At 58.6% G+C, this 25,519-nt stretch carries 21 protein-coding genes, 1 tRNA gene and 1 riboswitch; of the genes, 13 read left to right on the top strand and 9 right to left on the bottom strand.

The window, feature by feature from the left end; translation table 11 throughout:
- Positions 1-19 precede the first annotated feature (19 nt).
- Positions 20-176, top strand: a riboswitch (FMN riboswitch).
- 104 nt (positions 177-280) lie between these two features.
- Together ribB and AB5Y90_RS19530 are read left to right on the top strand one after the other, a co-directional pair.
- Positions 281-934 carry a 3,4-dihydroxy-2-butanone-4-phosphate synthase gene (ribB, locus tag AB5Y90_RS19535; RefSeq protein ID WP_307896454.1) on the top strand — a complete coding sequence of 218 codons (654 nt, stop codon included), beginning with the start codon at positions 281-283 and terminating at the stop codon, positions 932-934.
- A gap of 225 nt (positions 935-1,159) precedes the next feature.
- Positions 1,160-1,402, top strand: a complete 243-nt coding sequence (locus tag AB5Y90_RS19530) for an Lpp/OprI family alanine-zipper lipoprotein (protein WP_005334342.1) — start codon at positions 1,160-1,162, stop codon at positions 1,400-1,402.
- 156 nt (positions 1,403-1,558) lie between these two features.
- On the opposite strand, the gene AB5Y90_RS19525 is transcribed toward AB5Y90_RS19530, so the two are convergent.
- Positions 1,559-2,407 carry a tetratricopeptide repeat protein gene (locus AB5Y90_RS19525; protein WP_307896455.1) on the bottom strand — a complete coding sequence of 283 codons (849 nt, stop codon included), beginning with the start codon at positions 2,405-2,407 and terminating at the stop codon, positions 1,559-1,561.
- Positions 2,404-3,126, bottom strand: coding sequence for a 4'-phosphopantetheinyl transferase superfamily protein (locus AB5Y90_RS19520; protein WP_307896456.1), 723 nt, complete (start codon positions 3,124-3,126; stop codon positions 2,404-2,406). Before AB5Y90_RS19520 ends, AB5Y90_RS19525 begins: the two co-directional genes overlap by 4 nt.
- A gap of 275 nt (positions 3,127-3,401) precedes the next feature.
- Between AB5Y90_RS19520 and AB5Y90_RS19515 the strand changes: the two genes are divergently transcribed.
- The 4 genes from AB5Y90_RS19515 (at position 3,402) to AB5Y90_RS19500 (ending at position 7,643) form a co-directional block, all read left to right on the top strand.
- On the top strand, positions 3,402-3,890 hold the full coding sequence (locus AB5Y90_RS19515; RefSeq protein ID WP_042057977.1) for a C40 family peptidase: 489 nt from the start codon (positions 3,402-3,404) through the stop codon (positions 3,888-3,890).
- Between the two features lie 148 nt (positions 3,891-4,038).
- Complete coding sequence (gene rlmF / locus AB5Y90_RS19510; protein ID WP_307896457.1) at positions 4,039-5,010, top strand: 23S rRNA (adenine(1618)-N(6))-methyltransferase RlmF; 972 nt, start codon at positions 4,039-4,041, stop codon at positions 5,008-5,010.
- A gap of 246 nt (positions 5,011-5,256) precedes the next feature.
- Positions 5,257-5,982, top strand: coding sequence for a MaoC family dehydratase (locus AB5Y90_RS19505; protein ID WP_139708886.1), 726 nt, complete (start codon positions 5,257-5,259; stop codon positions 5,980-5,982).
- 245 nt (positions 5,983-6,227) lie between these two features.
- A complete protein-coding gene (locus AB5Y90_RS19500) occupies positions 6,228-7,643 on the top strand; it encodes a DASS family sodium-coupled anion symporter (protein ID WP_234601710.1) in 1,416 nt (471 codons plus the stop codon).
- Between the two features lie 116 nt (positions 7,644-7,759).
- Here the strand turns inward: AB5Y90_RS19500 and AB5Y90_RS19495 are convergent, their stop codons facing one another.
- Both AB5Y90_RS19495 and AB5Y90_RS19490 read right to left on the bottom strand, forming a co-directional pair.
- On the bottom strand, positions 7,760-8,746 hold the full coding sequence (locus tag AB5Y90_RS19495) for a DUF481 domain-containing protein (RefSeq protein WP_307896458.1): 987 nt from the start codon (positions 8,744-8,746) through the stop codon (positions 7,760-7,762).
- Positions 8,747-8,785: 39 nt separating this feature from the next.
- Positions 8,786-9,727, bottom strand: a complete 942-nt coding sequence (locus AB5Y90_RS19490; RefSeq protein WP_307896459.1) for a L,D-transpeptidase family protein — start codon at positions 9,725-9,727, stop codon at positions 8,786-8,788.
- A 529-nt stretch (positions 9,728-10,256) separates the two neighbouring features.
- Between AB5Y90_RS19490 and AB5Y90_RS19485 the strand changes: the two genes are divergently transcribed.
- Together AB5Y90_RS19485 and AB5Y90_RS19480 are read left to right on the top strand one after the other, a co-directional pair.
- Positions 10,257-10,346, top strand: a tRNA-Ser gene (locus AB5Y90_RS19485).
- A 517-nt stretch (positions 10,347-10,863) separates the two neighbouring features.
- The gene (locus AB5Y90_RS19480) at positions 10,864-14,739 is read left to right on the top strand and encodes an SNF2-related protein (RefSeq protein ID WP_368167580.1); all 3,876 of its coding nucleotides are present in this window, start codon (positions 10,864-10,866) and stop codon (positions 14,737-14,739) included.
- A 156-nt stretch (positions 14,740-14,895) separates the two neighbouring features.
- Here AB5Y90_RS19480 and AB5Y90_RS19475 read toward each other — a convergent pair whose 3' ends face one another.
- On the bottom strand, positions 14,896-15,789 hold the full coding sequence (locus AB5Y90_RS19475; protein ID WP_307896472.1) for a DNA replication terminus site-binding protein: 894 nt from the start codon (positions 15,787-15,789) through the stop codon (positions 14,896-14,898).
- A gap of 523 nt (positions 15,790-16,312) precedes the next feature.
- Here AB5Y90_RS19475 and AB5Y90_RS19470 point away from each other — a divergent pair.
- Entirely contained in the window at positions 16,313-16,522 is a 210-nt protein-coding gene (locus tag AB5Y90_RS19470) for a DUF1127 domain-containing protein (RefSeq protein WP_005337823.1), read from the top strand.
- 295 nt (positions 16,523-16,817) lie between these two features.
- Positions 16,818-17,843 (top strand): succinylglutamate desuccinylase, encoded by a 1,026-nt coding sequence (astE, locus tag AB5Y90_RS19465; protein ID WP_307896473.1) that lies wholly within the window; start codon positions 16,818-16,820, stop codon positions 17,841-17,843.
- Between the two features lie 160 nt (positions 17,844-18,003).
- Here astE and AB5Y90_RS19460 read toward each other — a convergent pair whose 3' ends face one another.
- Both AB5Y90_RS19460 and gloB read right to left on the bottom strand, forming a co-directional pair.
- Positions 18,004-19,557: a LysM peptidoglycan-binding domain-containing protein gene (locus AB5Y90_RS19460; protein ID WP_058055865.1), complete on the bottom strand. Its 1,554-nt coding sequence runs from the start codon at positions 19,555-19,557 to the stop codon at positions 18,004-18,006.
- A 70-nt stretch (positions 19,558-19,627) separates the two neighbouring features.
- Positions 19,628-20,392, bottom strand: coding sequence for a hydroxyacylglutathione hydrolase (gene gloB, locus AB5Y90_RS19455; protein WP_307896474.1), 765 nt, complete (start codon positions 20,390-20,392; stop codon positions 19,628-19,630).
- Positions 20,393-20,464: 72 nt separating this feature from the next.
- Between gloB and AB5Y90_RS19450 the strand changes: the two genes are divergently transcribed.
- On the top strand, positions 20,465-21,187 hold the full coding sequence (locus AB5Y90_RS19450; RefSeq protein WP_307896475.1) for a methyltransferase domain-containing protein: 723 nt from the start codon (positions 20,465-20,467) through the stop codon (positions 21,185-21,187).
- Here the strand turns inward: AB5Y90_RS19450 and rnhA are convergent.
- Positions 21,175-21,639 (bottom strand): ribonuclease HI, encoded by a 465-nt coding sequence (gene rnhA, locus AB5Y90_RS19445; RefSeq protein WP_005353268.1) that lies wholly within the window; start codon positions 21,637-21,639, stop codon positions 21,175-21,177. The genes AB5Y90_RS19450 and rnhA overlap by 13 nt on opposite strands.
- A gap of 79 nt (positions 21,640-21,718) precedes the next feature.
- Between rnhA and dnaQ the strand changes: the two genes are divergently transcribed.
- Together dnaQ and AB5Y90_RS19435 are read left to right on the top strand one after the other, a co-directional pair.
- Entirely contained in the window at positions 21,719-22,453 is a 735-nt protein-coding gene (dnaQ, locus tag AB5Y90_RS19440; RefSeq protein WP_307896476.1) for a DNA polymerase III subunit epsilon, read from the top strand.
- A complete protein-coding gene (locus tag AB5Y90_RS19435) occupies positions 22,450-23,715 on the top strand; it encodes a TIGR03503 family protein (protein WP_307896832.1) in 1,266 nt (421 codons plus the stop codon). The genes dnaQ and AB5Y90_RS19435 overlap by 4 nt, the downstream gene beginning before the upstream one ends.
- A 102-nt stretch (positions 23,716-23,817) precedes the next feature.
- Here the strand turns inward: AB5Y90_RS19435 and AB5Y90_RS19430 are convergent, their stop codons facing one another.
- Positions 23,818-25,335, bottom strand: coding sequence for an HD domain-containing phosphohydrolase (locus tag AB5Y90_RS19430; protein WP_201951353.1), 1,518 nt, complete (start codon positions 25,333-25,335; stop codon positions 23,818-23,820).
- Positions 25,336-25,519 lie beyond the last annotated feature (184 nt).

Here is a 25,519-nt window from a genome sequence, read left to right as displayed (position 1 = left end):
TTTTCTTTAGGCTGTCTGCGCTTATTCTCAGGGCGGGGTGCAATTCCCCACCGGCGGTATCCCGATTGACTCGGGGAGCCCGCGAGCGCCCGACCCGGCTGATTGCCGTGTCGGGGTCAGCAGATCCGGTGAGATGCCGGAGCCGACGGTCATAGTCCGGATGAAAGAGGATAAGACAGACCTTGCCGCGTTGGCCCTTGTGGGCTGGCCGCTGCATGCTCCTCTCTGTCTGCCTTTCCATGCCCTGATTCTGGTCCTTGTCTTGTTTAGGAGTTTTACCATGAATCAGTCTCTACTCAGTGAATTCGGTGATCCCGTTGCCCGTGTCGAAGCAGCCCTGACGGCCTTGCGTGCCGGAGGCGGCGTGCTGGTGGCCGACGATGAAGATCGGGAGAACGAGGGCGACCTCATTTTCGCCGCCCAGTCCATGACCAATGAACAGATGGCGCTGATGATCCGCGAGTGCTCCGGCATCGTCTGCCTCTGCCTGCCCGACGAGCGGGTTCGCCAGCTCGAACTGCCGATGATGGTGGAAGCCAACTCCAGCCACTACCAGACCGCCTTCACCGTGACCATAGAAGCTGCGCAGGGTGTTACGACCGGTGTTTCGGCGGCTGATCGCATCACCACCATCCGTGCTGCTATCGCCGATGGCGCCAAACCGGGCGATCTGCATCGCCCGGGTCATGTGTTCCCGCTGCGGGCGCGAACCGGTGGGGTGCTTACCCGTCGTGGTCATACCGAAGCGACGGTCGATCTGATGCAGTTGGCCGGTCTCAAACCGTTTGGGGTGTTGTGCGAATTGACCAAGGAAGATGGCTCGATGGCACGTCTGCCAGACCTGGTAGCATTCGGTCGCAAGCACCAGATGCCGGTGCTGACCATCGAGGATCTGGTGCAATATCGTCAATTGTTGTCAGAACAGAGTGCCTGAGCCTCATACGAAATTGTAATAAGGCAAAAATTTGGTTAACCTTTGTCCGTGCCCTCACCACGCGGCACTCATTTTTTAGACGAATCTGAACGAAAACTGTTCATTCAAAAAAAAATGAGGGTTTTAATGCATTTATCTGTGGTGGGGACTATGCAAAGTATGATTTTTTTGTGCCATAATCACGCCGCTTGCTAAACGTCTGGCGAGTTCAAGGGAGCTTTAAAAATGAAAAAATTGTTGTTGGTAGGTGTTGTTGGTCTGTCCGCTCTGCTGGGCGGTTGTGCAAACACCAGCGAACTGGAAACTTCCGTTCAGAATCTGTCTAACAAAGTTGACCAACTGGCTCAAGATGTTAGCGCAGTTCGTGCTGATCAGTCCAAAATCGCTGCTGATGTTGCCGAAGCCAAGCAAGAAGCTATGCGTGCTAACCAGCGCATCGACAACATGGCTACTTCTTACAAGAAGTAATCCATGCGAAAAAAATGGCGCAGTTATGCGCCATTTTTTTTTGCCTGAAATTCACCGTTTCTACACTATTCCCACAGCACCTTCTTCGTGCTTGACCCATGAGGTCATGCCGGTCTCCCGGCACTCCCCCATCATTACCAGCCAGTTCGACGCTGATCAGTAGAGCAGACTATAGAGTTTACGACGGTAGCTTTGCGCCGCCGGCGTGCTGCCCATGGTCGCCAGAATATCGAGATAGGTCTTTCTGGCATCGCCGAATGCCAAATCCCGCCTGAGGATCTCCAGCAGCAGTCCCAACGCCTCTTCCTGACGGCCAGCTTGGTTGTATTGCACCGCCAGCTCCTGAGTCAGAGCAAAATCATCGGGTTGTTCTGCATGGCGGGCTTCCAGCGCGCGCAGCTCCGGGCTGTCTGCCGCTTGCAGGGCCAGCGCGAGCCGTGAGCTCAGGGTATGGAAGTGACTATCCTGCGCCACCATCGGGATTGTGCCGAGGCGCTCCTGCGCTTCCTCCAGCAGATTGAGGTCGAGCGCGGCCTGGATCAGCCACAGGCTGATGTCGTGACGCTCAGGGGCCAGCTGGTGTGCCTTGGTCAGATGGGCATAGGCGATGCTGGGCTGCTCGTCAGCCAGTGCCTGTTGCCCCTTGGCCAGCAGCTCTTCCTCCTCTTTGGGGGCGAAGGCGGCGAAATACTGGCGCAGGGTGGCTTCATCCTGCGGCCCTTCGATGATCGCCTGTTCGTCAGGGCGACCCTGATGGAACAGCACCAGCGCGGGCAGGGCGCGCAGGCCGAGCTGACTGGCCAGCGGTTGCAACTGGGGATCGTTCATATCCACTCTGGCCAGGGTGACCTGCTCATTGGCGGGCCCAACCAGTGATTCGATCAGCGGTGTCATCCCCTGACACTCCGGCATCTGCGGAGCATGGAAATAGATGATGACCGGCTTCTTCATGGACGCATCGATAAGTTCAGCGTGAAAATTCTGGGGAGTAATGTCGACGATCATGAGTTGGACTCTTCAGAAAGGGTGTTGAGTAACATGGGGTTGAGCGACTGGCAATTCAAGCGCTCATCCAGCCGGTAAAACGTCACGGGGGTTGCCGCTGCCGCAAGACTGAGCCAGCCGCTGGCAAAGGGCCAATCCTGTACCTGATAAGAGGTGTCATCGAGCCGGTTGTCGAGTTGCCACCCTTGTTCCGGAACGAAGCGCACCTTCTCGAGCCCGGCGGCTATGCCGCCGCCGTGGGCCTTCAGTACCGCCTCCTTGCGCGACCAGAGCCGGTAGAAGGCGCTCTCCTGCTCTTGAGCGGGCAGTGCGCAGAGCCACTCATATTCACTCTGTGCATAAAAGCGGCGGGCGAGGGGGAGGGGATGATGCCGCCGTTTGCCCAGTTCGATATCCACCCCAAGCGGCCCCTGCGGGCAGAGTGCCAACACCAGCCAGCTGCCACTGTGGCTCAGATTGAAATGCCAGGCATCATCATGCAGTCGGGGCTTGCCGTGGGGGCCGTTGCAAAATTGCAGGCTGGTGGCGGGTTGCTGCAGCCGCTCGGCCAATAGCTGGCGCAGCAGGGTGCGGCTCACCAGATATTCCTGGCGCCGTTCAGGATGGGTCATGGTTTGCCAGATATGCTGCTCATCGGTTGACAGCCCTTCAGGTAATTGAGCGAGCAGTTCCTGGCATACCCTAGCCGGGTTTAACAAAAAAAGATCGGTTTCGATCATGATTTTTCACTTTAAAAAGGTGCTGAAGCTGGGATAAAAGTCAGTTATCTATGAGACCCAAGGCCCTTTTTGCGATTGTATATTGTTTGGGCATGATCACATTAATTATGAAAAATCGTGCATTTACTTGCAAAAATGTGAGCTCGATAGGGATTTTCACTTGCCTCGATAGAATTCTTGGATATAGTCGGGTGCTGTTGCCTTATAAATTGCCCTTTGGGGCCGTATTTTAACAAGATTTACTATTTAGCGGGGATAAAGGATTGCGCCACCTGATGCTACTGCTGGTCGCGCTCGGAATGGTGGGTTGTGCCTCGGCACCCCAACCCGAGGTCGCGAGCAAGATCGAAGTTTCCATGGTTGAACCTGTAATCGAACCGGAAGCTTCCCAGACACCCGATGTGAATGAAATCCTGACAGTATATAAAGAGTGGCGTGGCGTTCCGTACCGGATGGGTGGCAGTAGCCAGCGCGGTATCGATTGTTCCGCCTTTGCCCGTGAAGTGTTCCGCAATGCCGTCGGTGTCGAATTACCCCGTGATACCCGCTCCCAAGTCCACGAAGGGACGCGCGTTTCCAAGCAGGATCTGGTCGAAGGCGATCTGGTCTTCTTCAAAATCAATCGTCGTCTCAACCACGTTGGTATTTATGTCGGCAATGGCGAATTCATCCACGCCTCGACTCGCGCCGGTGTGACGCGCTCCAAGCTGGACAGCCAATACTGGCGCAGCAAGTTCTGGCAAGCTCGCCGGATCGATATCTGAGTCAGGCTGGACAAACGGCTCGCAGTACGGACTGTTTTTCCAACCTCACTTGAACCGGGCTCGATAGCCCGGTTTTTTATTGCCCTCGTTTAGACTTTCCCGAGTCAAATCACTATAGTGTGGGCCCGTTTTCTTCGGCAGGCTCAGCATGAAACCCCGCACCCCATCAGCCGGTGGCCCCAAGTCCGGCGACCGCAAATCCGGACTTCACTCCCGTAATCGCCATCAGGCGGGTTACGACTTTGAGGCGCTCTGCCTGCGAACTCCCGAGTTGGCTGCCCACGTCTTTATCAATGACTACGGCACCCGCACCATCGATTTTGCCAATCCTGATGCCGTGAAGACCCTCAACCGCGCCCTGCTGGCCCATCACTACGGGATTGCCCACTGGGACTTGCCCGCCGGTTACCTCTGCCCGCCCATCCCGGGACGGGTGGACTACCTGCACTGGGCGGCCGACCTGTTGGCCGAGGGCGCAGGCCAGCTCCCTACCGGCAAGGGGGTGAGGGTGCTGGATATCGGAGTGGGGGCAAACTGCATCTATCCGCTGCTCGGCTGCCGCGAATATGGCTGGCGTTTTGTCGGGTCGGATATCGATCCGGTCTCGGTCAAGGCGGCCACCCTGCTGGCCAGGAGCAACGGGCTCGGCAATCAGATTGAGTGCCGTCTGCAGGGCAACCCCAACCATGTGTTTCGTGGCATCATAGGGCCGAAGGAGCGCTTTGCCCTGACACTGTGCAATCCGCCGTTCCATGCGTCGCTGGAAGAGGCGAGCAAGGGGACGGAGCGCAAGCTGCGCAATCTGGGCAAGGAGGTGACAGGGGCGCCCGTGCTCAACTTCGGCGGCCAGAAGGCAGAGCTGTGGTGCGAAGGGGGCGAGGCAGCGTTTCTGGCCAATATGATCGCCCAGAGCAAGGAGTTTGCCAGCCAGTGCCTCTGGTTCAGCTCGCTGGTGTCGAAAAAAGAGAACCTGCCGGGGGCGAAAAAGGCGTTGAGCCGGGTGGGAGCCTGTCAGGTACGGGTGATCGACATGGCGCAGGGCAACAAGGTGAGCCGGATCCTCGCCTGGTCCTTCCTGGATGAAGAGGGATTGCGTAGCGGCTGGTCGAGCGCACGCTGAACCCCCATCACAAGGCCCGACGAGGGCCTTTTGTCATGATGAACACGGTGAATTTCCCCCTGCTGGTCGCATATCCGGCAATCGTTTTTCTCATTGGCAGATCGTGCTGGTTTGCATGGTGTAAGTAGTGACTTCCGCCTTGGTACAGGTGTACGCCGAGATTTTTTTGCACTTACAGCTGAAACTTTAATAAAATAGGACTGGTTAGACCTCTTTACAGGCATTGAATCAAATAGGGATCGGTAGATGAAAGTTGTCGATTTTCTGAAGCGCAAGCGCGAAATTCTGGCGCAGCACCCCTTTGAGCTCAAGGATTGGCTCTCTCCGGCGATCCGCGACTACTGGCGTGAGTTTCAGCAAAAGGCACATCTTCATCCTTTGCTGGGACGTGTGCTGGACTTGCAAGCCGAGTCTCAGGACGAACAGCAACAGGATGCAGCAACCGTGGCACAGGTGGCCAACGGTCGCCCCGTCGTGGCTCAGGAACCCGCTGTGGAGCTGGGGGCCGAGGCTGCCGAGCTCTATGCCACCCTGCAGGCCCGCATCGGTGAAGAGACCCACGTGGGCGAATGGCTCCATGTCAGTCAGCAGATGATCGATCAATTTGCGGCGGTGACCGGGGATCATCAGTGGATCCACACCAATCCGGAGCGTGCGGCCGCCGAGTCGCCCTTCAAGACCACCATCGCTCACGGCTTCCTGACCCTGGCGCTGCTGCCGCAGTTGACCGGCTCGGTCGATGAGGCCGCCCCCGAGTTCCCGACCGCCCGCATGGTGGTGAACTTCGGGCTGGATCAGGTGCGTTTCCCGTACCCCATCAAGGTGGACAGCAACATCCGCGCCCGCACCAAGCTGGCCCGGGTCACCCCCATCAAGGGCGGGCTGGAGTTGCTCAAAGAGATCAAGGTGGAGATCGAAGGGATCCGCCGCCCGGGTTGCGTCATCGAGTCGGTGACCCGCATCTACTTCTGAGCCGCCTCATCGGCATAAATGTGGAAACGGGCCCGCTGTCGTGTGCAACGAACAGCGGGCCCGTTTTTTTGCCTGTTTGTTGCCAACTGTGAGGCGTCAGCCATGGCGCGCCGACTCCAGCTTGATATGACTCACAAAACCGGGCTCCATGCAGTTAGCCAGCTCTCATTTTGGCGAGATAGCTGCGTGAGGCGATAGCATGTTATGCCACTATTGGCTTCTTACTCCCGATCCTGGAGACAATAGTGCCCATCAATCACAAGATTATTCTGCCGCTACTGCTGAGCCTCGCCATCCTGCTGATCCCGACCCACTGGATCCCGCTGGAGGGGATCACGGTGGTCGAGCAGCGAGTCGTGGCCATTTTCGTGCTGGCAGCCCTCTGCTGGATCCTGGAGCCCATCCCCATCTTCGCCACCTCGGTGCTGATCATCGTGCTGGAGCTGCTGTTGCTCTCCGACAAGGGGCTCTGGTTCATGACCGCCGACAAGGCAGAGCCGGGCTTTGGTGAGCTGCTCAAGTCGACCGAGGTGATGGCGACCTTTGCTTCGCCGGTTATCATGCTGTTTCTCGGTGGTTTTTTCCTCGCGATTGCGGCGACCAAGTATCATCTGGACGTCAATCTGGCGCGGGTGCTGCTGCGCCCGTTCGGTCAGGATCCCCGGATCGTTATGCTGGGGCTGATGCTGATCACCGCCACCTTCTCCATGTTCATGAGCAATACCGCCACCACCGCCATGATGCTGGCCATCCTCACCCCGGTGCTGGCGGCGTTTCCCGACAAGGACCCGGCCAAAATAGGCTTCGTACTGGCCATTCCGCTGGCGGCCAACCTCGGCGGGATTGGCACCCCCATCGGCACCCCGCCCAACGCGGTGGCGCTCAAATATCTGACCGGCGAGCATGCCATCTCGTTCGGCCAGTGGATGGGATTTGCGGTGCCCTTCGTGGTACTGCTGTTGCTGCTCGGCTGGTTCCTGCTGGGGCGCTTCTTCCCTAGCACCCTCAAGCGGATGGATCTCAAGATTGAGGGGCGCTTTATGCAAACCCCTCGCGCCTGGGTGGTCTACCTCACCTTTATCACCACCATAGTGCTCTGGCTGCTGGGGGATCTGCACGGCATGAGCTCCTACGTGGTCGCCATGATCCCGGTGGCGGTGTTCCTGACCACCGGCATCATTACCAAGGACGATTTGCACAAGATCTCCCTCGACGTGCTCTGGCTGGTATCGGGTGGTATCGCGCTGGGGCTGGCGCTGGAGGACTCCGGTCTGGCGGAGCGGCTCATCACCCACATTCCGTTCCACGAGTACTCCACGTTGGCTGTGCTGGTCGGGGCCTGTCTGCTGGCGGTGGTTATGGCCAACTTCATGTCCAACACCGCGACCGCCAATCTGTTGTTGCCACTGGTGGCGGCACTGGCGGTCAGCATGCCGGAGCTGGCCGAGTGGGGCGGCAGCCACACTCTGATCCTGGCGGTCACCATCTCGGTCTCGCTCGGGATGTCGCTGCCTATCAGTACCCCGCCCAATGCGCTGGCCCATGCCACCGGTCTGGTGGAGAGCCACCAGATGGTGCGGATCGGCGTCATCATGGGGTTGGTCGGTACCCTGCTGGCGATGGTGTGGATCTACCAGATTGCCGCCTGGGGGCTGATTTGAGCGTACTGTCGGGACCTCATCTGTTGCCACCGCCATCATCGGAGAAGGGTCATGGCAGGGGATGATCAAAACAGAAAAAGGAGCCAAATTGGCTCCTTTTTCTGTTTGCGGTTGACTCAGAAACTGGCGCCCAGACTAAGCAAGTGGCGAAGTTCGGTCTTGCTTAATGACTGCTCGTTATCGGGCTGGTGCAAATCCGCATCTTCCCACTCCATTTCACTCGACCAGGAGAGGCGCAGGTGATCGTTAAAGTAGTAGCGCAGGCCTATGCTACCCATCACATCCTGATGCAGCGTGATATAGGGGGAGGATTGCGCCAAATACTTGAGGTAAGAACCTTTGCTGAATAATTCAAGCCGTTGTTGCCAGAACAACAGTGGCTGGCGGTAATCCCAGCTCAGGCTACCGAACGGATAGCTGATAATGCGCGAATCAAACCACGCCCCTCCTGCCCAGCTGTCACTGCGGAAATAGGCGCGCTGAACGCCCCCCTGGGCAATCAGCTCCAGCCGTCTTTGCTTGTCATTCCAGAAGCGATAGCCGGGCCCCGAGCCATAGTCGAGCTTGAGGTAGTTGTCGGCGAGCATGTCATATTCTGCATTGAGCGAGTTGCGTAGAAACCAGTGCTGGTCGAAAAAGTAGTCAAGGGTTGGATTCAGCTTGTAGTCGTGGCTATCGGTGATGCTGTCGGAGGTTTCGTAGGTGTATTCGCCAGAGAGTGTGTAACGCCAATCCAGATTGGCCACCTCGGTATTGCCCTTGAAGTTGACGTTGTTGGTCTGTTTGTCATTGTGCTTGAGTTTGACATTGAGATCGCCGCTGCCGCTCCAGAGCCAAGCGTTGCGCTCATCCTGCTCATCCTTGAACAGCGTGATCCCCCCTTTGGCGGTCGCCTTGGGTTTATCCTGCTTCTCCAGCCGCCAGCGCTTGATGGCCTCCCGCTTGACGGTCACAGTGCCGCTGTAGGGCAGGGCGATGCGCACCGACTCCTCGCCGATCTCTTCAATGGTGCCGGTCAGACGATCGCCATTGTTCATCCAGAGAATGTCTTTTGCCCACAGGGGGGGGCAGACCACCATGAGTATGAGAGGCAGGTATTTCATGACGTAAGGCAACTCCGGTATGGTGCAGGTGCTGATGAGTTAGCTGCTGATGGGGCGGGGCAGGCCATTTTTGCTCTCCAGCGCCGCAGTCACCTCATCCTGCATCACGTCAGCTGCCCTGATAAAGCTCTCTATGGCCGGTGACAGCACCAGCGGGGCGCCATTTTCAAGCTCTTCTTCGGTGCGGGAGAGCGGGGAGTGTACTTCCAGCCAGCGGCGACCATCCGGCTCGATGGCCACTTTGACCGGTTGGTTGATGACCCGCACCTGCGTGCCGATCGGCACAATCTTGAACAGGGCCTCGATATCGTCCGGTCGCAGCCGGATGCAGCCAGCGCTCACCCGCAGGCCAACGCCAAAATCCTTGTTGGTGCCGTGGATCAGGTAGTCGCGCTTGCCATAACCAAGGCGCATGGCGAACTTGCCGAGGGGGTTGTCCGGGCCGGGAGGCACCACGGCGGGCAGGGTGATCCCTTTTTGCTCCCGCCAGGATTTGCGCACCATGGGGCCGGGCACCCAGGTCGGGTCCGGATTCTTCTCGATAACGGTGGTGGTCATCTCCGGCGTTTCGCGGCCGATGTCACCAATCCCGATCGGCAGCACAATCACCTCGCTCTTGCCTTTGGGGAAGTAGTAGAGCCGCAGCTCCGGCAGATTGATGACGATCCCCTCGCGCGGCACATCGGGCAGCAGCATCTGGGTGGGCAGTGTCAAGCGGGTGCCCGGCTTGGGTAAATAGGGGTCTACACCGGGATTTGCCTCAAGCAGCGCCAAAAAACCAATCTGGGTATGTTTGCCAACCAGCTCAAGATGCTCATCCTGCTGGATGATGTAATCCTCCAGCTCGCCAATGAGGCGGCTTTCGGCCGGCGGCAGCGGGTAGCGCTTGGCCTGCACGGGCGCGGTGCAGAGCAGGGTCGCAGCCAGCAGCAGGGAGAGGGCGGGCGTTAAGGAGAGGGACATGAGTTTCGGCAATCGCATAGGGAGATCCATCAGTTCAATCGGGGCTGCGCATCATCAACAGTGCCGCCAGGATGGCGCGATTGTTCCTCAATCAGCCCATGATTACCAGCTTGCCTCGCACCCGCAACGGTGTGGGGATACATAGGAAACCGGCCAAAATCGGCCTCTCCACTATGTTTGACCGCCAAGCTGGGAAAACGGCGCAACATGATGGTGTGCGAGTATCACGACAGGGAGAATGGCCCGGTATGTGAGCAGGTCCCGTGTCGGGTGGATGCTGGGTGACTTGACGATTTGACGAATGTGTTTGGCGCAAGGGCTCTATGTGAGGCAAGGCCCCCTGAACGCGGTTAGCGATGATCACCGTTGCATGAGAACGCACGCTCGGCGTATGGGAAGGGCGAGCTTGTCTATTCCAAGCATTCTGTCACAGTGAGCAGCCGATGCCGCAATGTGAGCCTGCTCCCAGATATCTGATTCAGCCATTTGATATATAACAAATTTTTATTGCATCCTCGGCCCTGCTTGGGTAAAACTCTCTCCCCACGGAGAGATGCCGGAGTGGCCGAACGGGATTGACTCGAAATCAATTGTGGCAGCAATGCCACCCAGGGTTCGAATCCCTGTCTCTCCGCCACATACCAAGCCCAACTTGTTGAATAGGTTGGGCTTTTTCTTTATGCCCCTTCTTCTTTATGTAACCACGGTATGGATGCCATGACCTGTTTACTGTGTCGTGGCAGGAGATAGGTGGCCACCTGACGCGAGGTGACATGTTCGCTTGATACCCGGAGCGGGTATCCATTATTGCGGCCTGTTCCGGGTGAGCAGGGTGGCTGGGGATGGCTTATTTGGCGCTTAAAGCATGGTTTTTTGTTGTCAAAAATTGAAACCGTTTTCAGAAATCCTTTTCAACTGTGATCCGCTTCAAAGCTTTTTCGGGCGCCAACCTCTAGCATTGGCTCCACGAATTAGGGGCTTGCGCTCCCGATTTTCCCGCTGTGGGAGGTAACCGGATGATCCGGCTATTTCCTTCGTTACTTTCGACGGTCATCATGGATGGCCGTTTTTTTTTGAGTTATTTCACGGTAAAGGGTCGAGCCGCTGGCGCTTTACCGTTAAAATTCCGCTTTTGCACTTGCCCGTGAGTCTTGATGTCTGCGTCCACCCTCTCTTCGGATAGTTATGCCCTGCTCGCCACCCTGCAATTGCAGCGCGTCGCCAGTACCCGTTTGCTGCAAGATCAACTGGCGATGGGCCATGCCCTGATCGATAAACTGACCCGACTGCAGGATGCGGGGCTGGTCAGATTGCGCGGGGAGCAGCAGTGGAGCCTGACCGCCGAGGGGACGCTGGCGCTGATCCTGGGGGTGCGTGCCGGTCTTTGCCCTGCGCCGGACTGGAGCCGGGTGCCCTCGTTGACCGGGCAGGATCTCACCCATGCGGTAGTGCGCGAGCTCTGCCGCGGCAAGGCGGGGGAGATCCCGACCTATTTCTCGGCCAGCGATCTGCTGACCCTGCTCGACACCCCGGATGCTCACCAGTTGCTGGCGGGCTCCAGCCCCGCCTGGCAGCAACTGCTGCTGGAGCACTTCTCGCTGCAACTGCTGCTTGATGCCCCCTATGAAGAGCGCTGGCCGTTGGCCAATGCGCTGGTGCGCTGCGCCCCCGAGGTGCAAGCCCAGGCCAAAGATTTCGAGGCGGAGTGGCGCTGGCTCTGCGGGGATGGCGAGAGCACATCGCCAACCGGCGAGGACCAGGATGCCGCCCCCGGCTGGCCAGCCCTGCAGGCGCTGGCCCAGCAGAGCCAGAGCGGCCCGCTTGGCGAGCGACTGCTCACCGCGCTGGGCCAGTGGCAGGCAACCGATGAGGGTGAGGCGGGCCAGTGGCCCCGTTCATTCAGCGCCCTGCTCTGGCTTGGCTGGTTGCAGCAGGCCGATCCCGTCATCGCCAGCGAACAGCGCAAGAAGTGGCAGCGCAGTCTGACTGGCCAGTTCCCCCTGCTTGCCGACCTGCTCAGCCAGTGGACGGGCGATCGACACGGTCAGGCGGTCGGCTTGTTCGATACCCTGCAACTGCCGGTGGAGGAGCTCCACTGGGGCTATCTCTGGCTCGATCTCTGCGCGCTGGCCCGTCACGGTGCCCAGAGCCCGCAGGTGGCCATGTTGCACAAGTGGGATCTCTCCCATCTGCTCGATGCCGAGCCCCATCATCGCCTGATGGCATTTTGTCAGGATCTGCTGCGCATCTTGTTGGGCGAGGTGGCCAAAGGGGCGCCCTTGTGCCAACTGCGCGGCAGTGAGGAGAGTGCGCAAGAGGGCAGTGATGAGCAGGATGATGACGGGGACGAGGATAAAACCGCGGCCTCTGCCAGCTGGCTCAACTGGTTGCAGGGGCTGGGACGCTCCAGTGGCGTGCGCAAGCCGCAGGAGCGGTTGGTGTGGCTGCTCCATGCCGAGGGCCCCGAGCTGGAGTGCAAGATCCAGAAGCTGAGCACCAAGGGGGAGTGGACTGCCGGTCGCCGGGTCGATCCGGCCCTGCTCTCTACCCAGTATGCCGCCATGCTCGACGAGCATGACTGGGCACTGGTTCGCACCCTGCCACGGGTGATGGGACGACTGCCGCGGGATGTCTGGGCGCCGCTGGCCGATCACCCCCGCTTGTTCAACGCCAAGGGGCAGAAGCTGCAACTGGCTATCAGCGCTCCCCTGCTGCAGGTGGTGGCCACCGAGCAGGGGATGAGCGCGCAGCTCTGCCCCGATGCGGCCGCCCGCGGGGCCCATATCATGCCGCTGGCGCAGGATCTGTGGCAGCTGATCCTCACCCCGCAGCCGCTGCTCGACCGCTTGCCAGCGCTCGAATCCATCCCGCTACTGCCCGCCGAAGGGCTGGCCGAGCTGCAACGCACGCTGGACGCCATTCCCGAGTTGCCTTGGCACAGTCAGGTTGCGGGGCTTAGCGGCAACGCCGAACTGGCTCCCTGGCCGGGCATTCCTTCGGTGCAACTGGATTGGCAGGATGGTCAGCTGTCGGTCAAGCTGGTGACCCGCTTTGAGGATCTGCCGCCCCAGCCCCTTGGCAAGGGGGAGGCGATCGTGCGGCAGGGGATCAAGGCGTACCACTACTGGCAGCGGGATCTCGGGGCCGAGAAGCTGCAGGCCCAGTTGCTGCGCAATCAATTGCCCATCGGCCTGCCCGGCAGCGAGTGGCTACTGCAGGGGGAGCAGGCGCTGGCGCTGGTCAATGCCCTGCCCGAGCTGGTGGATGCCGGTGTGGTCATTCACTGGCATCAGGACAGCGCCCGCCTCAAGAGCCTTGATGAAGCGGCTCTGAGCCTGCGCATCGAGCGGCGGCAGGACTGGTTCCAGGTCGAAGGGGCACTGGCCCTCGATGAGCACCAGATCCTCGACCTGCGCCTTATTCTGCGCCAGATGACCCCGGGGCAGCGCACCGTTCAGCTCGACGAGAAGACCAGCCTGATGCTGAGCGACAAGCTAGTGGAGCGGCTCACCATGCTGGGGGCCATGCTCGATGAAGAGCAGCGGATCAACAACAAGCTGGCCTATCCGCTCACTCGTCTGCTCTCGGTCATTACCACCGAAGGGGATGCGGCGTGGCAATCCCTGCAGCAGGAGTGGCAGCAGGAGGTCGAGTGCCCGGACGAGCTGCTTACCTCCCTGCGGGACTATCAGAAAGAGGGGGTGCGCTGGATGGCGACCCTGGCCCATCACGGTTTTGGTGCCTGTCTGGCCGATGACATGGGTCTGGGCAAGACGCTGCAGGCGCTTATCGTGCTGCGGATGCGCCAGCACCTTGGCCCTGCGCTGGTGGTAGTACCCAAGTCAGTGGTCACCAACTGGCAGGAGGAGGTGACTCGTTTTGCCCCCGAACTGGATGTGGTGGTGTTCGAGAACCCGGCCGAGCGGGAGGGGATGATTCGCGAGGCCAAGGCCGGTCAGGTGATCCTCATCAACTACGGCATGCTCGGCAGCCTGGCGGAGGCGCTCAAGTCCCGCCGCTGGTCCAGTATGGTGCTCGATGAGGCGCAGCAGATCAAAAACGCCGGTACCCAGCGCGCCAAGCTGCTGTTCCAGCTCGACGGCGATTTTCGCCTCGCCCTCTCCGGCACCCCCATCGAAAACCATCTGGGAGAGTTGTGGAGCCTCTTTACCTTTATCAACCCGGGGCTGCTCGGCAGCCTTGGTGAGTTCAAGCGTCGCTTTGGCAAGGCGGTCAAGGATCCCCAGCACATGGCCTTGCTGCGGGCGGTGATCAGCCCCTTCATCCTGCGCCGCCTCAAGCAGCAGGTGCTGACCGAGCTGCCGGACAAGACCGAGATCATCCACCACATCAGCCTCTCCCCCGAAGAGCGCCAGCTCTACGAGGCGACTCGGCGGGAAGTGGTGCAGCAGGTGCAGAGCGCCGATGGCCGCGCCCTGATGCATGTGCTGAGCGGCCTGACTCGGCTGCGCCGACTCTGCTGCTCGCCGGAGCTGGTGATGCCCGAGTGGTCGCAAACCAGCAGCAAGCTGGACGAGGCGATGGCATTGCTGGAGGAGGCGATCGACGGCGGTCATCGGGTGCTGGTGTTCAGCCAGTTTGTCGATCTGCTGAGCCTGCTGCGAGCCCGCATCGAGCAGAAGTCCTGGGACTACTGCTATCTGGATGGGGGCTGCTCCGCCAAGTCCCGTCAGGACTCCATCCTGCGTTTTCGTCATGAGGAGGTGCCGCTGTTCCTCATCAGCCTCAAGGCGGGGGGGACCGGCCTCAACCTCACCCAGGCCGATACCGTGCTGCACCTCGATCCCTGGTGGAACCCGGCGGTGGAAGATCAGGCGAGCGATCGGGCGCACCGGATGGGCCAGACCCAGCCGGTGACCGTGTACCGGCTGGTGTGCGAGCAGACGGTGGAGGAGAAGATTGTCGCCCTGCACGACGAGAAGCGGGCGCTGGCCGATGGGTTGCTGAGCGGCCAGTCCGAGGTGCGCGGGCTGGATGTGGAGAGCCTGCGGGCCCTGCTGATGAGCTGATTGGCGACGCCGCCTTACATACCGTCTATCGAGACAGAAAAGGGGAGAACGTTCAGAGATGTTCTCCCCTTTCTCGTTTGGGATGCAGATGCGGGATACTTCGTTTATCGCGGCAAGGCGGCCCGGTTATCCCTGAACCAGCTATCCCTGATCCAGTCACCCCTGATAGAGATAGAGGTGCAGCCGCTCGATGATGGGCTCACCGCCAATCTTGCGATCTCGCCGCGCCTGCCGGCTCTTGGGGGGATAGTTGCCCAGATGGGTGACCGCGGGCGGGGTATCGGAGCAGAGCAGCAGAGGCAGGCTCGCCTTGATCTGCTGCTTGCGCGGGGTGCGCTCCAGCCAGAGCAGGTTGATCATCGGGTGGGTCTTGACCGGGCGGCGGATCCGCAGCTCGGCATCGGCCGGCAGACGGCGAATGTCATACACCTCCTGATCCACCATCTTGCTCCACTCCTCGTTGTTGGAGAGGGCCGGTATGTAGCGGCGGCTGCGCTCCAGCATCTCCAGTACCTGTTCGCGACTGAGGCGATTGATGGTCTGCTTGTCGGCCCAAGTAAAGCCGAGGGATTGCAGCTCCCCCGCCAACAGGGTCAGTTTGCGGTAGACCTGCAAGGTGATCACGCCGGGCAGGGCGGTATGTACCAGCTCGAACTTCTCGTCCCGTCCCCCCGCCTGCTGCACCAGCGCCTTGAAATCGAGCTTGTGCTGGTTGATTTGGTCGATCAGCGGTTGTAGCAAGGGGGCTGCGGCAGCAGGAAAGCGCAACCAGCCGGGCAGCCGATGAGTCGCCTTGGTGGAGCAGCCGGGACGGGCGCTGTGGTCCCGATAAGCGGCGAGGGTGTCCGCCAGCGCGGCTTCACCGTTGAGATAGTCCACCTCAATTTGCTCGATCGGGTCGTGTTCTTCCCCCTGTGGCACCGGGGGGAGAGGATAGACATGGGCCTCCTGCAGCTCGAGCTGGCAAAGCAGATCGGCCAGCTGGTTGAGAGCGGCTTCAATGGCGGCCATCTGTTGACGCAGGGCGGCGGTCGGGGTAAAGGTATCCATCGATGATCCTGTGGTTTCATCCGCCGCTGACGGCATAAACGATGGCGTCAGGGCAGGGGAATAAACTACTGTATAAATAACCATACCAGTATGCCGGTTGCGCGCCAAGAGGGGCGTTTTTGGGTCGTCATTGAGGGAGCTGCGCGGGAGGAAAAGTAAGTTTGTTTTATGTTTCATTGCGTTAATTTAAGATCGCAAATAGATCGACAAATTAACAATCGAATGTAATGACGGGGTTGCCACCAATGGCGCATCCATTGGCGAGTGCATAGGCAATGCGGTAAATTGCATATGTAAGGTGGTGCCATGCAGCACAATATGCTGCGGGCCGTTGATGGTCGAATAGTGACTTAATTATTCTTTATAAATCAAAGTATTAAAATTGTATCAGTCAGTTTTTTACTATTAGTTTTCCTAATGTAACGTATCAAAATTCGTCAATTGAGTCGGCCCTGCTCCCTGACTAAGCTTTGCGCATCAAATAAAGCCCAGTGCGTAAACAAATATTCAGAGGAGCCACATCATGGCCAACATGACTTATACCGAAACCGGTTACCAGCATTCCAGCCAATTGAATCTGGTTGCTCGCGTTAAAATGACCGTTCTGACCTGGCTGGAGCGCAGCCGCAGCCGTCGCCAGCTCTCCGAGCTGCCCGAGTACCTGCTTAAAGACATCGGCCTGAACGAAGCTGACCGTTATCAAGAGACCACCAAGCCTTTCTGGCGTGGTTGATCTGCCGGGCATGGATGCCTTGTTTTTCTGCTGAGTCGTTTGCTGTTCTGCCCCTGTGGGGACCAGCCGCCAGGTCTGTCATTGTCTGTTTTATCTCCCCCCGTTTTCCCCCTGTTATTTGTTGATCCTTTTTCCTCTCCTCTTTTTATTCCACATCGCTACTGTCATTGCTGTCATCGTCCGAGTGTTATCACACTTGTATCGTTAATGTTTGAATTTGTTTAAAAAACGATTTTAAGCCGCGATGCCTTGCGTATAATCCGGCCATAGTATTCCAGAGCGAGAGGGTGAGACGATGATTCCCCAGCACGATTTTTTGGCCTTGACCCGCAGCCATGAGTGGCAGCTTGAGCCCTTTGAATTTGCCCTGCCCGATGGTGCGCGGGTCAGCGTCTGGGATACGGGCGTGCTCTGTCTGGAGCCTGCCAGTGGCACGGACGACCAGCCGGGAGGACGCAAGGATATCGTCCTCTCCTGCGGCATCCACGGCAACGAGACCGCTCCCATCGAGATCTGCAACCAGCTGCTGAGTCGTCTGCTCTCAGGCGAGCTGAGCGCCCGCCATCGGGTGCTGTTCCTGTTTGGCAATCCGGCGGCGATGAATCTGGGGCTGCGGGAGGTGGAGGAGAACATGAACCGGCTCTTCTCCGGTGCACACAGCAAGGGGGAGGGGCTGTGCAATCGGGAGCGGATCCGCGCCATGCGCCTTGAGCAGTATGTGAGCCGCTTCTTTGCCGATCCGGCTCGTCCCCGTTACCACTACGACCTGCACACCGCCATTCGCGGTTCGCGCCACGAGAAGTTTGCCGTCTACCCCTTCCCCCACGAGCGGCCTCACTGCCGCGAGCAGGTGCAGTTCCTCGGCGCCTGCGGGGTGCGTACCATACTGCTCTCCGCCAGCCCGACCACGACCTTCAGCTACTACAGCTCCCGCCAGCATGGTGCCCACGCCTTTACGGTGGAGTTGGGCAAGGTGCGCCCGTTTGGCGAGAACGATATGACCCGCTTTATCGAAACCCGCCAAGCGCTGCAGGAGCTGATCACTCAGGATGAGGTGGCGCTGGAGCCGTGGCGGGCGGATGATTTCACCCTGTTTGCCATCGATCGGGTGATCACCAAGAAATCGGCGGACTTTCGCTTCCTGTTCGCCAGCGATGTGGACAACTTCACCGAATTCCCCCAAGGGTTCGTGCTGGCCGAGGATGGTGAGCTGCGTTACACAGTCGAGAAGCCGCGTGAGGCGTTGGTCTTCCCCAATGCCAATGTGGCGATCGGTCAGCGCACCGTGCTGATGGTGGTGCCGACAAGGCTCTGGGAATAGCGGTGATAGTTTTGCCTGCAGAGCGGTGATGCATCCGCAGGCGGCGCCAAGCCATTGTTTTAGTCGGTGGCTCAGACACAGCAGCGGTTAGCCGCAGTAATAAAAAACGGGGCCAGTCAGATGACTGGCCCCGTTTTTTATCGGGTTCAAGCGGTGAGGTTTAGCTGTTGTTCTTCACAAACAGGGTCAGCTCCTGACCGGGCTTGAGGTAATCCCCTTTATCCAGCTGATTCCAGCGCATCACATCGTTGATGGCCACCTGGAAGCGAGCCGCGATGGAGGAGATGGAGTCGCCACGGCGAACCTGATACACCATCGATTTGTCGCTCTTCTTCCCTTGCTTGGGATAGACCACTAGCTTCATGCCTGGCTTGAGCGCCGACTTGGCATTCAGACCATTCCACTTGGCGAGCTCTTCGTGGGAGACGCCGTGTGCCTGGCTGATGCTCCACAGGTTGTCACCCGAGCGCACCTTGTAACTGACTTTGGCCTTCTGGCTGCTGCCACGGCTTGCCAGCTGTTGCGGTTTGCTGGCGGAGCTGGCCTTGCTGCTGACCTGACCGTGGGTCGGGATCACCAGTTGCTGACCGCGACGCAGGTTGTTGCTGCGCAGATTGTTGGCCAGCTTCAGCTCACTCACGCTGACGCCATGATTCTGGGCGATGCGCGACAGGGTATCGCCACTGGTGACCTGATAGGAGCGGGTACGAATACGCTCGCTCTTGGGCAGATCGGCCAGTGCCAGCTCCAGGGTATCGGCATATTCTACCGGTACCAGCAGGCGGTAAGGGCCACGGGGCGACATCACACCACGGCTCAGGGCCGGATTGACCTCCTTGAGCTGTGAGGTGCGCAGACCTGCCAGTTGGGCGGCCACATTCAGATCGATCTGGCTGCCGGTCTCCACCACTCGCAGCTTCGGCTCGTTGGCGAGCACCGGCAACTGGATATTGTACTTGTCCGCATTGCTGATCATGTCAGCCATGGCGAGGATCTTGGGCACATACATCCGGGTTTCGCGGGGCAGATCGAGCGACCAGTAGTCGGTCGGTTTGCCTGCGCGCTGGTTACGCTGGATGGCGTTGCGAACCCGTCCTTCCCCGGCATTGTAGGCGGCCAGCGTCTGCAGCCAGTCACCGTCGAAGAAGCGGTTCAGGTACTCCAGATAGTCGAGCGCCGCATTGGTGGAGGCCAGCACATCGCGCCGTCCGTCATACCAGTTGTCGTGGCGCAGGCCGAAGTTTCTGCCTGTCGCTGGCACAAACTGCCAGAGTCCGACGGCATTGCTGCGGGATCGGGCATGAGGATCAAACATGCTCTCGATCATCGGGACAGTAATAAGCTCCATTGGTAGCTCACGCCGTTCAATCTCCTCTACCATCAGATAGAGGTAGGGTTCAGCCCGGCTGGCAATGGTCGCCAGATGCTTATCATTGCGCAACAGCCACTCACGTTGCTGGCGGATGCGCGGGTTGTCCGGAGTTTCCAGTTGCATATCATCGCTGATACGCACCCACAGATTGTCCGTATCTTCCATTTCGTCCAGCTGTTCATCGCCAAACAGGAAATGGGAAGAGTGTTTTTTATGCGCTTTTTTCTTGACCTGGGGGGACTTGATCGGCTCGATTGCCGTTAGCGCCCGGTCATCCTGATGGCTCAGGTTTTGGCAGCCGCTGAGCAACAGCGCTGCCAATAAGGCCGTTCGTACCTTCATCTCGTTCCGGTCATTTTTAGGAAAAACAGCTCGCATCATAAGGGGCAATGGCCCCCTGATCAAGGTTTGTTCAAAAAACGTCCTTCCACTGACGCAGGATGGTGAAGGTATCTACCGGATTTTCCACGCATTTTAGCCCATGCTTTTCAGCAGAAAATTTCACTGAATCCTGTTCGCAGCGCAGAAAAACATTAAACCTGCGCTCATCCCCCAGTCGGCTGGGCAGGCTTGGCAGCCCCTGTTGCCGCAGTTTGCTGATCAGCCCGATCTGATCACGGATCGCCGGGTTGTCCGGCTCGACTGCGTAGGCGAAGCGCAGGTTTGACAGAGTGTATTCGTGGGCACAATAGATGAGGGTGTCATCGGGCAGTGCGGCGAGCCGTTGCAGCGAGTGATACATCTGCTCCGGTGTCCCTTCAAAGAGGCGACCACAACCGGCCGAGAAGAGGGTGTCACCGCAAAAGAGCATGCCGCTGCCATGGTAGGCGATATGGCCGCGGGTATGGCCGGGCACATGGATCACCTCGAGAGCAAGACCGTGCCAGTTGATCTGATCGCCATCCTCCAGCCACTGGCCATGGTGGGCTGGCATGGGGTCAAGTTTGGGGCCATATAGCCGGGCATGGGGGAACTGTTCGAGCAGTTCGCCAACCCCGCCCACATGGTCGTGATGATGGTGGGTCAGGAGGATGGCATCGAGCACCAGCCCCAGCGCCGCGAGCCGCTCCAGCACGGGGGCCGCTTCGCCCGGGTCGACAACCAGACAGTGATTTTCGTGTCTAATCAACCAGATGTAGTTGTCATTAAAGGCAGGAACTGTGATCACTGGATACATGAGTCTGCTTCTCTTTAGGGAGGGTATCTTATATAACAGGATGGCGTTCGAAACCGCGAGTTGAGCCCTATTATGCAGGTGGCACGTACCGAACAACAAATCGAGATCCCGACCAGCTGGTCCGCGTTGCCTATGGGGGACTGGGTGGCGGCCGAGATCCAGGATCGGCTCGACAACTGGTGTCCCAATCTGTTTGGGTATCATCTGCTGAAAATTGGCGCTCTGAGCGCTGAACTCTCCTGCAAACGCTCCTCCATTCGTCACCAGATCGGGGTCGCCCCCGGCGGGCGGTTGCTCGACATGTATGGCGATCCCCTCGATCTGCCGGTGCGGACCGGCAGCGTCGATGCCTGCCTGCTGGCTCACTGCCTTGATTTCTCCGCCGATCCCCACCAAGTGTTGCGCGAAGCCGAAAGAGTGCTGACCGACGATGGCTGGCTGATCATTAGTGGTTATAACCCCATGAGTCTGGTGGGCATCGGCCATTGCATCCCTTTTTTGCGGCGGAAGGTGCCCTGGTCGGCACGGATGTTCACCCCGGGGCGGGTGACGGACTGGTTGCATCTGTTAGGATGCGAGGTGATGTTCGACGAGCGCTTTGGTTACTCGTTTATGGGTAAACAGAGCTGGCACAGTTGGTGGCGGGAGAGTATCGGGCGGGATTATTGCAGGGCATTTGCATCGGTATACGTGATTGCGGCCCGTAAACGGCGCTTTCCACTGATCCCGGTGCGGCGGCGCTGGCAACTGCCAAAATCCCTCGCCACACCGGGAATGGCCCGTCAGGGCTGGTAGCCGGTATCCTCGGCCAGATCCTTGCCGCAGGCGGCCTCTCTGGCCAGCTCGTCGCACCGTTCGTTCTCCGGGTGGCCGGAGTGACCCTTCACCCAGAGCCACTCAATCTGGTGGCGACCCACTTCCGCATCCAGCTCCTTCCAGAGATCGACGTTTTTGACCGGTTGCCGGTTGGCGGTCATCCACCCTTTCTTCTTCCAGCCGATGATCCACTGGGTGATCCCCTGGCGGACATACTGGCTGTCGGTGGTGAGGCGCACCTTGCACGGTTCGTTGAGGGTGCGCAGCCCCATGATGGCGGCCATCAGCTCCATCCGGTTATTGGTGGTCAACTTGAATCCGGCGGAAATCTCTTTGCGGTGCTTGCCGTAGACCATCACGGCCCCGTAACCACCCGGGCCCGGATTGCCGAGGCAGGAGCCGTCGGTATAGACATCAATCTGTTTTAACATGAGCAATCAATCTGTTTTAACATGAGGCTTGGGGTAAACTAGCGAGTAAGTAAAGCCGAAGTTTGACATAGATTGGATCATGAACACACCCCAACTGAATCGCCAGATCATTCTGGATACTGAAACCACAGGTATGAATACGGCGGGTGGCCCTGTCTATCTGGGGCACCGCATTATCGAAATCGGCTGTGTGGAGGTGATCAACCGCAAGCTGACCGGTAACCACTATCACGTCTATATCAAGCCTGATCGTCTGGTTGACACGGAAGCGATCCAGGTGCACGGTATCACCGACGAGTTTCTGCGTGACAAACCGTCGTTCAGCCAGATCGCCGACGAATTCCTCGACTTCATCCGCGGCGCCGAACTGATTGCCCACAACGCGCCGTTTGACGTGAGCTTCATGGACTACGAGTTCAGCAAGCTCGGACTCAACTTCAAGACGGCGGATATCTGCACCATCACAGATACCCTGGCGATGGCGCGGGATCTCTTCCCCGGCAAGCGCAACAACCTGGATGTGCTGTGCGATCGTTACGGTATCGACAACTCCCATCGTACCCTGCACGGGGCTTTGCTCGATGCGGAGATCCTGGCGGATGTCTACCTGCTGATGACCGGCGGCCAGACCAAACTCAATCTGGCCACCGAAAGCAACGAAAACGAAAGCAATCAGGACACCAGTATTCGCCGGTTGGAGAGCAACCGACCCGCCCTCAAGGTGGTGCGTGCCAGCACCGAGGTTCAGGCCCTGCACGAGGCGAGACTGGATCTGGTACAGAAGAAAGGAGGAAGTTGTCTGTGGCGGCAATGAGCAAGTGGTGTGCCGGTCTGCTGTTGTTGCTCTCGCTAGGGGCGACAGCGACCGAGGTATTTGCCCCTTCCGATATTCCGCTGCTGGATAACCGCTTTCGCATAGATTACGGCGTGAAGGAGATCACCTTCATCATCAAGCGCAAGCCGGGCACCCCATCCGTGATCCTGGTTCGCCCCGATGGCAGCAAGCTTTACGTGGGCAAGGTCAAACCTGCCGATGTGGGTTGGCTGGCGCTGCCGGAGCATGATCTCATTACCCTGCGCAATCCCATGCCGGGCCCCTGGCAGGCGATTGGTGAGGTGGATCCCGACAACCGGGTGCGCATTCTCTCCGATATCCGGCTCGATATCGCCGCCCTGCCGATGCAGCTCTATCAGGGGGAGGTGGTCAAGCTCAAGGCGTGGTTGCTGATCAATGGTCAGCCACCGAAAGATAAATACTATCTCTCTGATCTTGGCATGACCGTCAAGCTGCAATCGTTCAGCGATGCCGATAAGAAAGAGGTCGTGCTGGATCAAGTACTTGGCCACTATCGCGATGATGGCAAGGGGCTCGACGAAGTGCCGGGCGATGGCATCATGACGGCGGAAGTGACGCTGCAGGATATTCCCGGTGGCAAGTACCGCGCCATGTTCAGCACGGGCAATCAGGTGTTTGTCCGTGCCCGTTATCAGGATGTGCTGCTTTACCCCTATCCGTTCAGTTATAACCTGGCGCCGCCTTCGGATGAGCTGGGTGCCAAGCTCTCACTGCTAATCGACCGTGATGAGCTGGATCCTGCTTCCGTGGTGGTCAAGGGGAGTGTGACCAGCAATGTGGGCGGCCTCTACGAGTTCAGCGAGACCGCCAGCGACCCCAAGCTTGATATCGATCTCTCCAACATCAAGGAGGTCGGTCAGCATGAGGTGAAAGCAACCCTCTATGGCACCACTCGCCTCGGCCGTGAGCTGAAAATCGAGTTGCCGGTGAAAACCTTCAATGTCTTCCCGCCACCACCGCCTCCTGTAGAGGTGGTGTCGGCCGCCGCACCGGCCTCCAGTGCCGAGGCGACCCATGAAGCTCCGGCAGAGGAGGAAATGGGCTGGCTGATCTGGGCATTGGCAGGTGGTGGTGTGCTGCTGGCGGTCTTGTGTGGGGTCGGGTTTGTGGTGATACAAAAACGGCGTGCCCTGAAGCGTGCTCTGGCCGCTGCGCAGGCCGAGAATCAGCAAGCTGGACAACCTGCTGCCAAGCTGGATCTCAATCTGCCAGAGCAGTAACCCTCGTACTTCTCGCTCTGAAGTGGCGTGATGCCGGATATAGAAAACCGCCCTGATAAGCAGGGCGGTTTTTTTGAGTTCATAAACAGAACAAGCTGGCTATCAGTGTTCGCCGATATAGACATCCTTGTTCTGCTCGCGGATCTCGAGGAACTTGTCCAGATTGGCCATCATCAGCTCGACCAGCTGGGGGTCGAAATGCTGCCCCTTCTCCTCTTCAATCAGGGCCAGCACCTTGTCCAGCGGCCACGCCTTCTTGTAGCAGCGATCAGAACCCAGGGCATCGAACACATCAGCCAGCGCCACAATCCGCCCCTCCAGCGGAATATCCGTCCCTTTCAGACCGCGGGGATAGCCACTGCCATTCCACTTCTCATGGTGATTGCCAGCGATGGTGGCACCAATCTGGAACAGCGCCAGATCGCTGCCGGAGAGCATATCCTGCCCAAGCTGGGCGTGGGTTTTCATGATCTCCCACTCCTCCGCTGTCAGCTTGCCCGGCTTGTGCAAGATGGCATCGGGAATTCCCACCTTGCCAATATCATGGAGCGGCGAGGCACGTTTCACCAGCTCGCTCTGCTCTTCGCTCATGCCCATCAGGTGGCAGAACTGTTCGGTATAAAGCGCGACCCGTTTGACGTGCAGTCCTGACTCTTTTGAACGGGTTTCGACCAGTTCGCCGATGCGATAGATGATCTCCCGCTGGTTGTCGGCGATCACCTCATTGAGCCGGATATTCTCCAGCGCCACTATGATGTTTTCGGTAAACAGCGTCAGCAGACTGGTATCGATCTGGCTGAGCTGGCGGGTGGTCTCGATGTGGAACAGCAGGTGGTGGCGCGGATTCTGACAGTAGAGCACCGTCTGGGTGGCGTTATAGACGTTGCTGCGCTTGCTCATGGCCTGGCGCAGGATCTCCGGCGCGTCCGTGAGGAGCATGGCTGGATGGCCGGGGAGCAGGGGCTCCAATACTTGATCCTTCACCTCATAGGCGTATTGCTTGACGTCGTATATCTGGGTTTCCCCCAGATGGAGCAGGGCGCTCAGCTGCTCCTGGGCGCCTTCGACAAACTGACACAGCGCCCGTTTCTCAAAGATCCCCTTGGAGGCTTCGATGACTTTTTCCAGCCCTTGCCGGTTGCTTTCCAGGGTGCGGATATCCCGATAAGAGCGCAGGCTGGCACGCAGCAGGGTGCGCAGCTTCTGGGAGGTGAGCTCGGTTTTATCCTTGTAGTCGTTGATGTCGTAGTTGGTCACCACGTCATCTTCCGGCGCCTGGCCGGGTTGGCCGGTACGCAGCACGATGCGTACCATCTTGTTTTGCAGCTCTTCACGGACATATTTGACAACATCAAGACCGGCGTGATCGACCTCCATCACCACGTCCAGCAGCAGCAGTGCAACATCCGGGGTGGTGGCCAGCAATTTTTTTGCCTCTGCAGCCGAATAGGCATGCAGAAACTCGATGGGACGATTGTCAAACTCGAATTTGTTTAAAGTGATCTTGGTAATGCGATGCACTTCCGGTTCATCGTCAACAATCATCACCCTCCAGCCTGCTTGCTGCGCGTCGGGGAGGGAGAGCTCGTCATCATCAATAATCAGGATCTGGTCATCCATCATACAATCCTGTTTGGCATCCTGTGCTTACATTAACTGCTTCACTAAGGATAGGAAACTTATTGAGAAATAAAATTTGATCTAGGGAGGGTGCGAATAAGCGGGGAAATTCTTCTCGGCTGACGCAGTCATTTCATTTCTTCATGTTTGAGCCGATTTTTTCTCCCGTAAATGCCTTGAATCA

Source organism: Aeromonas sp. R4-1 (assembly GCF_040908325.1).
GTDB lineage: Bacteria > Pseudomonadota > Gammaproteobacteria > Enterobacterales > Aeromonadaceae > Aeromonas > Aeromonas veronii.
This window is presented reverse-complemented; position numbering and strand designations above follow the sequence as displayed.